The organism is Paenibacillus wuxiensis, assembly GCF_040195695.1.
Classification (GTDB): domain Bacteria; phylum Bacillota; class Bacilli; order Paenibacillales; family Paenibacillaceae; genus Paenibacillus_B; species Paenibacillus_B suaedae.
Genome location: NZ_JBEFZI010000002.1, coordinates 393,582 through 407,273 on the forward strand (window position 1 = coordinate 393,582; position 13,692 = coordinate 407,273).

Sequence of the window (13,692 nt, forward strand, 5' to 3'; positions counted from 1 at the left end):
ATCGGATGTCTTCCAAATGGCGCAGTCCGTTGATCTCGAATTCGACTGCGAGTGCTTAATTTAAATTGTTTCAGACCTATTTCAAAAAAACGCCAATCGATATGAACCTATCGATTGGCGTTTTGATTCTGCGAGCTCGGCTCAATTTCAACATGTTATGCGGGGTTACTATAGAGGCTCATCAATCGGCTATTCAGGCATCTTAAAACTGGACGATGCCCCGTTCAACCGCGACAGCGACTGCTTGAGATCGCGAATTCACTCCTAGCTTGTTATAGATGCTCGTCAAATGAGCTTTGACTGTACGTTCGGATATACCCATATCACTAGCTATTTCTTTGCTGCGATACCCCCGCGCAATGGCCTGAAGGACGATTCGTTCCTTCTCGGATAGTACCATATGTTCTGTGGACGTATCTCGCTTATCATTGCCTTTATTCCTTGCCGCGAATACTCTTTCCATAATTTCAGGCTGCAGAAGCGTATCGCCACGAACCGCGGATTCGATCGTTCGGAATAAATGATCTCTGCCGGTATCCTTCAGGAGGTATCCTTTTGCCCCCAATTCCAGCCCGCTTATCATCAGTTCATCTTCATTATAAGTCGTCAATATAACGACGGGGATATCGAAGTTCCTTTCTTTTAGTTCCTTCATCGTCTCCAATCCGCTCATTTGAGGCATATTTAAGTCCATCAAAATGACATCGGGCGTAAGAGATTCCAATAGTCGGAGAGTCTCCACTCCGTTCGCTGCTTCTCCTACGACTTGAAAATTATCGTTCGTCTCGATCATAAACTTGAGCCCTTCTCTTACTACAAGATGGTCGTCGACGATAAGTACGTTGTAAGTCATGAGTTCTCTCCTTTTTTCTCAGGTGTATCTATCCGAATCAGCGTTCCGCGAGGAATATTATTCGTAATAACAAGTGTTCCCCCTAAGATGCGAACTCGCTCCTTTATGCCGATTAATCCATAATGTCCAGTTAAGGAATCCTTTTGACTCAAAGCAATCCCTATCCCGTCGTCTTTGATTTCCAACTTCATGTTCCCGTCCTCTATTCGAACATATAGCCACACATGATTGGCTTCCGCATGCCGGGCAACGTTCGTTAAACATTCGCCTATAATGTAAAGTCCATGCTCCATCATCAACTTAGGTATGCTTCCCTTTATGTTCATATCAAGAAGCACTTGAATGCCGGTGGCATTCTGAAACCGTTCTACCTCGTTGTGAATCGCATCCGAGAAGTCGACTGTTGCAAACGTTTTGGAACGAAGATTATCAATCGCCAACCTGGCTTCCGATAACGTTTTCTTCGCATGAACCATGGAATGTTGAATGATTTCTTGTGCTCTTTGGGAGTTGCCTTTCGTCAAATGTGCATCGACAGCATCCAGCTGCATAATAATACCCGCAAGACCTTGGGCCAGCGTATCATGCAAATCCCGAGCCATTCGTTGACGTTCGTTAGCCAGTGTCAATTCCTCAACCTTGCGATGTGCGCGCTCTAGATCTTCAAGAAAGGCTTGGGTACGGAACCGAGCATGAACCTGTTCTAAAAATAAATCGGCAAACGAAACGAGAATGACGTTCATCATCGCATACAAGATCGTCATTAAAACCATTGATTCGGATTGCCCCATCATGTAGAGAGTTGATAGAAATAATACATAATACACAACAGACAGCATTACTATTTTACTTCTGTCATCGTAGACACCAACGCTTTGACCCGTCAACACGGGATACATCCCAAGCAAGACCATAAAAAGGGCCTGATCCATAATAAGCGCACATCCCATAATAATTAGGCCTTGAATCATGAAGTAGACCCAAGGATATTTTGCCGTAAGAGACGAGAAATGCCAAATTAATGAGGCGTGGAGAAGCATCAATCCCGAAAAGAAGGATAAAGAAATAAACGAGGGACCGTGTAATATCTGTACAAACATAGATATGAAATAAATGAAAAAAAACCAAGTCAAGCTCGGGACTCTGGCATTAAACATGGCATCGGGTAATTCGTTATATCGATTTATGTGCGACCTCTGCTTGAACTCGTTTCCCGTTTCCATGTGTCCTCCCCTTTCGTTCTATCCAGTATTTCAACTTTTTCCGATTTTCGATTATATTTTCTATTATACCCCTATTGTAAACATGAAAAAATCGTACATAAGGGCAGATCCCCTCATGTACGATTGGGCAATGATGTACTACCAGATATATATCTATTCGATCTTTTTAGACGATTTCTTTCTTTAGCTCCGATACTCTCTCAATAGACTCGCCTTCAACATCGATATTCGGCAATATGCGTCCAAGCCATTTCGGCAGGTACCATGCGGAGCGACCCATTAGTGTCATGACCGCAGGTACGATTGTCAGCCTTACAATAAATGCATCGAACAAGATGCCGAACGCTAAAGCTAAGCCCATTGATTTAATCATAGTATCTTCAACGAAGATGAAGCTTGCAAACACGGCAATCATGATAAGACCGGCTGCCGTTACAACGCTTCCGCTATTTTTAAGACCGGACAATACGGCATTTTTCGCATTTCCTGAATGGTTATATTCTTCGCGCATGCGGCTGACGAGAAATACTTCATAGTCCATAGCTAATCCGAATAAAATCCCTGCAGTCAAGATAGGCAGGAAGTTCAATACAGGACCGGCTACAGGAATGTCGAACAGCTTAGCCAGATTGCCATCCTGCACGACAAATACGACGAATCCAAGCGTTGCTGTAAGCGTAAGAAGATAACCGATCACGGCTTTAATTGGCACCAAGATGGATCGGAATACCATCATGAGAAGAATTAAAGCAAGTCCCACAATCAGAGCAGCAAATTTAGGCAAAGCCTCATTTAATTTTTCGGTGATATCAATATTTACTGCCGTTGAACCTGTAACCATAACCTCAACTTGATCCTGTTGCTTAAATTCAGCCGCCTTATCGCGGATCAAATGAACCAAGTCAGTTGTTTTCTCATCTTTCGGTTCGGTTCCAGGAATAATCGTTACCATGGCTATTTTACCTGTTGCATTCGGAACAGGTAAAATAGCCATTGCCACATTTGGCAGCTTGCTTAGTTCCTTCCCTATCTTCGCGAATGTTGCTTGCAAGTTGTCTGTTGTCTCTGCATTAAGAATAATAGCGAGCGGTCCGTTCATACCTGGCCCAAATCCTTCTGCTATTAAGTCATACCCGCGGCGTTCCGTTGTGTCGATCGATTTAGAGCCCTTATCTGGTAGACCGGTTTGCAAATGCAGTGCAGGCAGGCTTATTGCTCCTAACAGCAAAACACCTGCAAGCGCGATCGGTAATGGATATTTCGTAACGATTCGCCCCCAACGACTCGAGTGCGCGTTGTCTTTAGAAGGATTCTGAATGGAAGCAGCTTTCGATTTCGGACGAATCCGCTCACCTGCCATTCCTAGAAGTGCAGGAACGACGATGACGGAAATGAGTACAGCCACAAGTACCGTGAATGCTCCCGCCACACCCATGACCGCAATGAATGGGATACCCGTTACGGCTAACCCGGCAAGGGCTATGATAACTGTCAATCCGGCGAAAATAACAGCGCTGCCTGCGGTAGCATTTGCATGCGCAATGGACTCCTCCACGTCTTTACCTTCAACAAGATTTTGTCTGAATCTCGAAATAATGAATAAACCATAGTCGATTCCGACTGCTAATCCAAGCATGATGGCAAGAATCAAAGAAAATGATGCCATTTCAATAAAATTAGAGGCAATAATGACGGACATGACCCCTATCACGAGACCAATGATTGCTGTCAGTATAGGCAACCCAGCAGCGAGCAAGGATGTGAATGTAATCGCCAGAATCATAAATGCGGCAATAATGCCAATGATCTCGGACGTCCCGCCAATTTCAAGCTCGGAGAATTCAACGGTTCCGCCGAGTTCAGCCTGCAAACCCTCGTTACGCGCCTGCTCCACACTTTTCAATACGAGCTCTTTAGATGCATCTGTGACTTGCAAAGCCTCAGATTTGTACGTAATAACCGCATATCCGATTTCTTTTTTATAACTGATCGTACCTGCCTCGTATGGGCTGACGATCGATGCAATCTCGGAGTCTTTCGATATAGATTTTAGCGTTTTGGCGATTATGTTTTGCGTGGATTTCGATGCAAGCGTTTGACCTTCTGGGGCTTTGAAAATCACTTGAATTGTACCGCCTTCAGGGCCAGTTCCTTGCGAAAACTCTTTTTTCAATACTTTCATTGCTTCCTCGGATTTGGTGCCAGGAATGGTTATTTCACCGTTTAAATGAATTCCCATTCCAAGACCAATTGATACGGCGATGATAAGTACTGCTATACTTCCAAACAAGACTTTCTTTCTGTTACGAGCAGCTGATATACCAAGCTTATACAAGAACGCTGCCATGTGTAATCACCATCCTCTACTAGCATGAATATCTGTCATTATAGCGATCAAACAGACATTTGAAATCGTACATGCGGGCAGAGTCAGAATGTACTTTCGGGCATGCCCATTCGTGAATCGAAGCTCAATAGAAAACCTCACGGCGTAAAAGAGCATAAAAAAACCGCGGTTTACGCGGTAGAATGTCTATACCTTTTTTCTATATATACATTATGATTACGCAATGTCCGAATTAGCGATCCCGGGTAACGATATAATTCAATAGATGCTTCAAAAATGCAATATTGCGAGGGAATTTCTGCAATGCTTCCGTTGCAAGACAATAGTGTTCCCACATCATCTTCCGCGCTTCATTCACACCTAGGATAGATACAAAATTCGAATTATTGTTCTCCTTATCTTGTCCAACCGGTTTCCCCAGCACGTGCATATTCCCTTCTTGATCAAGCAAATCATCCTTAATTTGAAAGGCAATACCAGCGTGATAGGCGAACTTCTTCAATATCGTTATCTCAGCTTCAGGAGCCTTGGCTAAAATTGCAGGCATAACCAGGGATGCCTCGAAGGCAGCCCCTGTTTTATAGAAGCAGATGGCATTCAATTGCTCTAACGTCAACGGCATACCTTTTGCCTGCAAGTCCATCGCTTGGCCTCTGCACAATTCCTCTGTCTTGCATGCCGAATACCGAATTAAGTCCAGAACCGTAGCTGCATCGAACTTATCAAGGGAAGATTGCTCTTGAATCGATCTCTGAATTAGCAATAGAGCTGTCAGTTCCGCAGTGGCGCTATTATATACATTATGGAGCGTAGGTTTTCCCCTGCGCGTATCGGCATTGTCTTGAGACGGAAGATCGTCGAAGATTAAAGATGCTGTATGCATATATTCCAATGATCGAAGCAGCGGTACGATGGCAGTTGACTGCAGCCCATATTCATTCACACCTAGGACCCAAGTTAATATAGGGCGTAATCGTTTCCCGTCACCTGTCAAACTGTAATTGGCTGCGTCAAATAGTGAATCTTCAATTGGAAGTGTGCTAGGCTTGGTGACATGCAGGATGCTGTTAATCTCTTGTCGAATTGTCGCAATCGAATCATGGAAGTGTTCCTTCTCCTTCCGATTGTTCGCGAGTTGAATAACGAGCTGATCGCGAAGCAGTTTATCGAAGAAATCCACGTTGTCCGCCTTCTGCACCATCTGTTGCACAAGAGAAAGAAAGGGCGATTCATTGAAGTCGAATATATCCATGATTTCTTCATACTTAGCTTCCCCAACTCGTTCTCTGCAGCGCTTCAAGCCATTGATTGCCCGATCCAATATGACCTCGCGCGTTGCGGCATCAGAATGATGGACATGATGGATAATATGGGAGATCACTGACCAGTACAACTCGAACGGATTCAGCAAATCAGGCCGTTGTTGATGATACTTCAAATAATACGTATAGGGCGTAACGGCTCCTTCCTGCATATCGTCGAACATATCCGCGAAATCATCCGCCAGCTGATTATAGATTCCGTAATAGAATGTCCGGTGTTCGAACCCGGAATCTTCAGGTGCACGGATAACCGAACGGACGATTAAGCGGGAAGATGATGATTTTAGGATGATTGGGATATAAAGCCCTTCATTCGTATAATTTGCATTTGCTAGATCTTTGACACGATCAATGTCCTGAGAATGAAAAAACACATAGGATTGCTCGAAAAAAGTGTTCTCAGACCGTGGATTTTGGTAACCCTTAATATAGGTGAACGCTTCGCTCAGCTCAGAGTGGATAAAGTGAAACATATCGGTGTGCTTACCCGTCCACATTCCGAGCTCCGGAACGATTCCAGTAATCAAAGCCTCTCGAATCATATGTGAATATTGCACTTGTTCTTCTGCCGTTAATGCTCCAGAATCCAGAAGGTCGTCAATGAACGGGTAGGTCAGACCATAGCTATATCCCAGCCTGATTGCATCACCGAGCCGCTTGGCACGTTCTGCTGGGGGCGCATTATCATCTATCTCTTCCTTCATATTCAGAACTACCCCGAGCATGATCTTAATCAGCTTGCGCTGGGCATGCTCTGCATTCATCTCTTTCGGAATATGAGAGGATACGGCATTCAGCTTGTTGATTACCCAGATGACGTCCTCTTCAATTCCCTCCTTCTGGGCCCACCGATACAATCCCGATAAGCTCATCAATTCTGGAGGTTGTTTCTGATTCCTTATTTCCTGAGAGGCAACAAGCTGTTGCTTGATATCGGCAGCCAGGCGTTTCACTCGAGCGCGTATGTCAGGAGAATCTAGGGACTTGCCCAGATCTCTCATGTACATGTAGGATACGCTTCGATCCAAGTATTCATCTAGCTTGCCGCTTTGATTCAGCCATTGAATATACCTGTAGTACTCTTTCGTAGATGGCTTTTTCCTAGTTTTTGAAAAAAAAGAGAACCATGAATGACGAGGAAGATGACTCTTCTTCCATAATCGAAAATCCTCTGTTAACTTCGTCACGTAAGTCTTCTTAGTTGTCTGTTCATACAACGCTGCAAAATATTGCGCTGCTCGCTGCTCAGCATGCCGGTATGCGGTATGGGCATGATCGATAAGTGCTTCATTCATCAGGTGGCTTCCCTCGACTTCGATAAGATTATTCATTGTGCATGCGTCAACTCGTCAACAATTATTATCATTATACGTACAAGAATTTTTTGGGTTACGTATTTTAGGCGAATCACCTCTTAACTCGAAGAAGCTGCCTTCCCAGACGAAGGCAGCTATATGGAAACTTATGAATGTTATTGCTAACGAGCCAGTCACAACGACGGCAATGTATTCTCGAATCATCGCGTTCAGCCAAATAGTACAGCGCTCATACAGCACGTCCTAAACTTAAAGAGAGCACAACAAGCAGACGTAATGTTGCTTGGAGTACATCTTGAACATCCCTTACTTGACATAAACATTGCTTACTAGTACATCTGCAATTACTTTTGTCGGTATGATAAATTCAACCACGCCCATATAGCCAGGTGCGACATCATATTTATTGAAGGAAATGACGAGTTTTCCATTATTGTTTATATAGAAGCTCTGATCATGAGTTATGGTTTTGAAGCCCATTTCACCATCTAACCAATAGGTCTTATCGGAATCCGACTTCATTTGCTGTTTCATCTGTTCTTTAATATTTTCGCTGATAAGCTGTATATAGCTATTATCTTTAAATAAACTTGGTAAAGTAATTAATAGTTGATTTTGTTTGTCTATCGTATTGTACGTAAATGTAGTAGATGATGTACCGACCGTATTTGCAACATATCTGCCAATGGCAAGTATCTGATTGTTGTCAGTTTTGACCTCATAGCCGCTTTCTACACCTACATGTCCCCCGCCGCTTTTCTTTACTTCTTCCATTTCATCTTTAAAATCATTGTACAGTTTTTTATTTTCTTCGAGATATTTATTGTTTATGGCAGTTTCTAGTGCTTTATTATCCATATTCGTGATGGCAGGCACCTTGATATTGGCTTTGGCGGTCTCTTCATTCACAGTAAATTCAGTAAACGTGAGCACATTGACGAGCGAACCAACCAAGGGCACATTCGATATGGCTTTTGCAAAGGCGGGGCTAGTGTTGATCCCAGCTATCATCAGAATAGCTGCAGCTGCGCCTGCTCCAATCAGCTTCTTCGTCCAGTTCACTCGTTTCCGTTTCTTTTTCCCTTGTTTTATCGCATTCTTTACAATAGAATCTAATTCTTTAGGGATGGGTATATCTTTATATTTTCTTTTTAGATGGTCAAGTTGCTCGCTCATTTCTTTACCTCCTCTAACAATTCATTACTCAATTTAATTCGGAGTTTGCGGAGTCCTTGATATAACCGTGTTTTTATCGTATTGACGTTTTCATTCATGACTTCTGAAATTTTTTCTATTTTCATATCTTCAAAATATCGAAGTACAATGACAGTCCGGTATGCAGGAGGCAATTCATCCAATGCGTTTTCGAGATCAATGTCGTGGTAGACATCTTCTCCTGCTGGGGTGTGTAATTCCAATGTCTTATCATCTACAATCTGTATTTTTTTTTGCCTTCTTAGGAAATCGATCGCTGTATTGACTAATATTCTGTAAAACCAGCTCTTTATCGAGCCTTCGGATTTCAACGATTCTGATGATGACAGTGCTTTATGAATGGTATCCTGGATAATATCCAGTGCGTTTTCAGCATTTTTAACGTAACTGTAAGCCAATCGATATATATCCTCTTTATGTTCCGTAATGAAACGAATAAGTAACTTTTCGAACTTGTGATTCATGCAGAGATTCTCCCTTTGATATGCGCATATCTTTTTGTTGCTATAGAATAAGACGAAGACAGCAACTCAAAAAGTTTGTACTTGAGTAGTGAAAAGTAGATGTAAAATTTTCATTTTTTTCGAGCTCATTGGGCAACTTTTATTTAATCACAAAAGTAAGATCATTCTGTGATGTAAATATAGGTACTGTCATCATCGTTCAACATTTTACGTTGTTAATGAAATCAAAAAAACTCGATCTCCTCTTCAAAAGGAAAATCGAGTTTTCGTGTCCTGCAGGTTCATTGATATTTATTTCTAATCTGCAGATGTATTGATAACCTTTCTATATCTCTTAGATGTGTGAACTAAACAACCTATTTAATCAGCTCGAAAGATTTATTCAAATTTAGATCTTGATAGAGTTCATCGAACATTTTGCCATCTTTGGATTTCGGATCAAATGGATTGGATTGTGGCGTTGTAGATACATATACCATACCGTCGGCCTCCGCAATTACACTCCCTACAGGCGGGCCATCTTCATTGGAGAGGCTGCTCCAATCAGTCTTGGTAAAAACGGAGATCATCATCATTATTTCCGAATCTTTGTTATCTTTCGTCACGTATTCGAACTGCACGACATGCTTTGCGAATGGCATGACTTTATCTGCCTCTGCGCCTGAAATTGGGTTTACCTTGTAATGTCCATTCCATGAAGCAGGCAGTTTAACGCTGAATTTTGCCTGAGAATTCTCGTATAGCGCTTGATTATCCGCCATAACATCTTTGAGGTTAAGGTTTTCCCCAGTTAAGATAAGATGATCCACGAATCCGCCATTTCCGCCTTGAGGGGCCGTTACGATAATATCGTTCACTTTATTGCCCGTATAGTCGCCAATAATCAAATTCGGTTCTCTTCCGATTTCTCGATACATTTTTCCGTCCGATCCTTTGAATATCCAATCGTATTTCACGTATTTTTTGGTTTTTCCGTCCTGAATGATAATGGACAAGTCTCTCGCATAAGTATCCAGTTTTCCATTTAACTTTTCTTTTGTCCCGACCAATATCACGTTGTCTTGAATGTTATCCCCAGTAATTTCGGATTGCTTATAATCAAGGACATACGTATTTTCCTTTAGTTTTAGTTCTGGGATTCTACATTTTTGGCCAATCTCTACATTTGATGACTTATTATTTTTTGTCGGTTGAGTTACTGCTTTTGGAGTTGAGGATGCCTGTTTTGCAAATATTACTTGCGGTGTTCCGATGCTGACAGCACAAATGAGACCCGCCATCGCTAATAAAGGAATTTTCTTTGCTTGTTGGTTTTTCATTATGTTACCTCCATTTATTCTTGCTTGCTGTACATAAGAAAGACGAATAAGCTATCTGAAAAAGTTTGCTTTCGATAAAAAGAACAAGGGAGAATGCTGGATTGTATATGGGGACGTCACGTGTCAATGGAACGAAATCATCGGTATAGAAAAACGCCGCTATACTTCGAGGCGGAAGCTAGCGGCGTTATTGTACTCATGAACCTATGACGATCCTGAATCTTGTTATCATTGCTAAAAATTATAATGATGATGCTGCTTATCGATGGTCAGAGTTTCAGATTTCCTCCATGGCATTTCGAATATCATAGTCCGTCGGATCGATATCAAGCTCCATATTCAGTGCCATTTTGGCAAGTTGGCTACCCAAATAAGGCCCTGCCGTCAATCCAGATGATCCTAGCCCATTGGCTGCAATAAGCCCCTCCCAGCCGGGAACAGCGCCGATAACGGGAAGGAAGCCTGGTGTGAAAGGGCGGAATCCGACTCTAATCTCCTCCATTGTGCTGTCAGCCAACGGTGGTGCTAAATGCAATCCTTTATTCAGAACCTCTTGTACTCCCCCTGCTGTTACTCTCGTATCATAACCTTCGACATCATTTTCATGTGTGGCTCCAATCACGATCTTCTGTTGGTCAAAGGTAAGCAGATATTGATCAGAAGGCGGAATAATTAATGGCCAGCTGCCAGTGTCGTGTTCCCCCTGAACTCGCAAGTGCATAATTTGCGCCTTCTGATATCCTACCCGAAAGTCAAGCCCTAATGGTTGAAGAAGCGGGTTGGCCCATGCTCCTGCACATACGATCACAAGCTCAGATGTGTAGCTCTGTTCATCTACGGTTACACCTGTAACGCGATTCGACTCATATTGAAGCGTGGCATCTCCATTTATGAAGACAGCGCCATTTCTTTGAGCGGATCGGAGCAGAGCATCACGAAGTGCACGACCGTCTACTCGAGCGGCACCACTTATATGTACGGATCGATATCCCTCAGCCAACAGAGGAAATCGTTCCTGCGTTTCTGATTCATCAAGCTGTGTGATCTCCCCGATTTCTGGTGCATCTGCTTTACGTACGTATGCGCGCTCTTCCATTTTGATGAGTTTCTCAACATCTTCATGTATACAGAGAGCTCCCACTTGCGCATAACCCGTATCCGTCTCCCCTTCGCTCTGGAGATCCTGGATTAACTGCGGATAGAAATGGGCTCCGGCCTTCGCTAATCGGTACCAAGCTTTATTGCGTCGCTGTGACAGCCATGGACATATAATCCCTGCTGCAGCGTCTGTAGCTTGTCCTTGATCCTTACGGTCTACAATCAGGACATCCGCTCCGAACTTAGCCAACTGGTAAGCGGTCGATGCCCCAAGAATTCCTGCTCCTACAACGATGACTTTTTTCATACTTGATTTCCTTTCCTCACTTCCTGACTCTATTATAACGAACTTTTCCTGAAAGAATAACATAAGCGATAGGTTCCAGTTTCTGTTTTCAGCGAAGAATCAATTCCTGAGCTGTAAGTCAACAAAAGAAGAGCTTGTTGGTTCAAGCTCTTCCTGACACTTTAGCTTATTTCTTGTTTATTTACATACACGTTCATTCAACAATACCTGAAAAATACGACTTGGGCTAATTTTCATTCCCTATGTTTGAAATATTACATAATCTGAATGCCAGAGAATACGATGAACTAAGGACTTTCCATTGTTGATCCATTGGAGGTGTGCACTGTGCCGGACTTATTTGTCTCGCGCTCACTAGACGAAATACGCTTTTGGTCGCGCATTATGAAAGAACATTCTCTTTTTTTAAAGCTTGGATTTAGATGTGAAGATACACAGCTAATCAATGAAGCGAACCAGTTCTATTCCTTATTTGAGCAAATAGAAAATCAATCACATGCTTTTAAGGAGGATACAGATCCACAAGTAATTGTTCGTTTTAATACAGAAGTGCGTAACGCAGCCGCGTACATATGGGCCTTCAAACGTAAAATACTCGGCTTTGTGCTCACTTGCCAGATGCCAGGCGCGAATAACTTCCCCTTGCTTATTGATCATACGAGCAGGGAAGCCAACTATTTCAGAAATCGTATGGAACAGCTGAATAATGGTCAGTTGGATCCACTCCCCGATGCAATCATTAATGAAAATGTATTCTTCTTGAAAATCATGGCCGATCACGCGAAGTTTATTGGGCATTTGCTTGATCCATCTGAACGCCAATTAGTTGAGCAGGCCCGCAATTTTAGTCATGACTTTGACCAGCTGCTCTATCAAGCGATTGATTTAGATCACATGCGACCACAATCGCAGACGAAGCCGCTATTGGAACAATTTTTGGATCAGAACCGCGTCTCCGTAACCTCCCTGCGTGATTTCAAAAAGACGGCGAGAGACTTGATTGATGCATGTAAAATCAAGAGCATTATTCATCCATTGCTAGCCGACCATGTATTTCGTGAAGCTGAACGCTTCCTTGAAATCATTGATATGTTCGAGAATAGCTTGGGGAATGTGAAACCGTAAGTTTCAAACTTACTTAGTCTATAACTGCCGGGATAATGCATTCCTTAATCAGTGTCCATCTATTCCGAGGATTCATGGTGAATTCAGATGCAATGGCAATGACCAGATCTTGATCTGGAATGCAGCAAATAACGTTGCCGCCATCGCCTAGTGCCATATAAGCAAGTACCCCATTCTCTTCACGCAACCACCATAGATAACCGTAATGATTGGGATTCATCGCTGTTGATTCAGCAATCCATGAGCTTGATAGGATTTGACGATTGTTCCAACTACCACGGTTCAAATACAGAACACCGAACCGAGCCATATCACGGGGACTTAATGTAAGTCCCCACCCTCCTGTAGAGTTGCCGTCCGGGTCTTTCACCCACCCTTTTACCTTCTTCCCGAATAAATGCTCAAAGTCATACTCCTTCATTTCAAAATCAGGAATTATGCTCATGCCGAGGGGTGCAAATACTCGTTCGTTGGCAAACGATTGGGCACTCTGTCCTGTGCTGCGTGTAATAATGGCCGATAGTAAGTGTGCCCCCGCGGTTGAGTATTTAAAATCTCCAATGCTACCATCCTGTCCCAACATATCGAGTGAATAAGTTACCCAGTCAGGCTGCATACACATCTTGTCCAGCGGCTCCCGCCAGTCCTCAAATGAATAAGGAGCCGTCATCGTGAGAAGATGACGAAGGGTGATTTCTCGCTTCTGTCTGTCAGCCGAATCAGGCACATATTCAGGGAAGAAATCAACCACCCTCTGGTCTATATGTTGAATGTAGCCTGCATCTATGGCAATACCAATCAGCGCGGAGAGCACACTTTTCGTCACCGAGGCTACATGGTGCGTATCATCTGGGCCGAAGCTATTAAAATACCTTTCGTAAGCAATGTATCCATGTCTCGCAATGACAATCCCGTTTATATTGCTATACTCTGATTGTATAATAGGTTCAAGCGTTGATAGTTTATTAGCGTCCATCCCCAAGACAGATGGAACTTCAACTTGCCATTCTGTAGTTGTTAAGTCATTTCTATTCATATCGCAACTCCTTCGAGAGTACTGTCCTAGTTAATTTGTTTAACCTAATTAAGGATGATGGCAGTCT

General features: G+C 43.0%; 10 protein-coding genes. 1 reads left to right on the forward strand and 9 read right to left on the reverse strand.

Features of this window, described 5'->3' with window-relative positions; genetic code table 11:
- Window positions 1-202 precede the first annotated feature (202 nt).
- The 8 genes from ABN764_RS05090 to ABN764_RS05125 all read right to left on the reverse strand — a co-directional run bounded on the left by ABN764_RS05090 (window position 203) and on the right by ABN764_RS05125 (window position 11,464).
- Window positions 203-853, reverse strand: a complete 651-nt coding sequence (locus ABN764_RS05090; RefSeq protein WP_072729487.1) for a response regulator — start codon at window positions 851-853, stop codon at window positions 203-205.
- Window positions 850-1,785 (reverse strand): sensor histidine kinase, encoded by a 936-nt coding sequence (locus ABN764_RS05095; protein WP_446671152.1) that lies wholly within the window; start codon window positions 1,783-1,785, stop codon window positions 850-852. Before ABN764_RS05095 ends, ABN764_RS05090 begins: the two co-directional genes overlap by 4 nt.
- A gap of 457 nt (window positions 1,786-2,242) precedes the next feature.
- Complete coding sequence (locus ABN764_RS05100) at window positions 2,243-4,423, reverse strand: MMPL family transporter (RefSeq protein WP_446671153.1); 2,181 nt, start codon at window positions 4,421-4,423, stop codon at window positions 2,243-2,245.
- Between the two features lie 232 nt (window positions 4,424-4,655).
- Window positions 4,656-7,040, reverse strand: coding sequence for a polyprenyl synthetase family protein (locus ABN764_RS05105; RefSeq protein ID WP_446671154.1), 2,385 nt, complete (start codon window positions 7,038-7,040; stop codon window positions 4,656-4,658).
- 327 nt (window positions 7,041-7,367) lie between these two features.
- The gene (gene rsiV / locus ABN764_RS05110) at window positions 7,368-8,237 is read right to left on the reverse strand and encodes an anti-sigma-V factor RsiV (protein WP_446671155.1); all 870 of its coding nucleotides are present in this window, start codon (window positions 8,235-8,237) and stop codon (window positions 7,368-7,370) included.
- Complete coding sequence (gene sigV, locus ABN764_RS05115; RefSeq protein ID WP_174809537.1) at window positions 8,234-8,740, reverse strand: RNA polymerase sigma factor SigV; 507 nt, start codon at window positions 8,738-8,740, stop codon at window positions 8,234-8,236. The genes rsiV and sigV overlap by 4 nt, the downstream gene beginning before the upstream one ends.
- 356 nt (window positions 8,741-9,096) lie before the next feature.
- Complete coding sequence (locus tag ABN764_RS05120) at window positions 9,097-10,059, reverse strand: hypothetical protein (protein WP_446671156.1); 963 nt, start codon at window positions 10,057-10,059, stop codon at window positions 9,097-9,099.
- Between the two features lie 277 nt (window positions 10,060-10,336).
- Window positions 10,337-11,464, reverse strand: coding sequence for an NAD(P)/FAD-dependent oxidoreductase (locus ABN764_RS05125; protein WP_446671157.1), 1,128 nt, complete (start codon window positions 11,462-11,464; stop codon window positions 10,337-10,339).
- A gap of 327 nt (window positions 11,465-11,791) precedes the next feature.
- On the opposite strand from ABN764_RS05125, the gene ABN764_RS05130 reads away from it, so the two are divergent.
- On the forward strand, window positions 11,792-12,589 hold the full coding sequence (locus ABN764_RS05130; protein WP_174809534.1) for a DUF2935 domain-containing protein: 798 nt from the start codon (window positions 11,792-11,794) through the stop codon (window positions 12,587-12,589).
- Between the two features lie 13 nt (window positions 12,590-12,602).
- On the opposite strand, the gene ABN764_RS05135 is transcribed toward ABN764_RS05130, so the two are convergent.
- The gene (locus tag ABN764_RS05135; protein WP_446671158.1) at window positions 12,603-13,625 is read right to left on the reverse strand and encodes a serine hydrolase domain-containing protein; all 1,023 of its coding nucleotides are present in this window, start codon (window positions 13,623-13,625) and stop codon (window positions 12,603-12,605) included.
- Window positions 13,626-13,692: the final 67 nt, after the last annotated feature.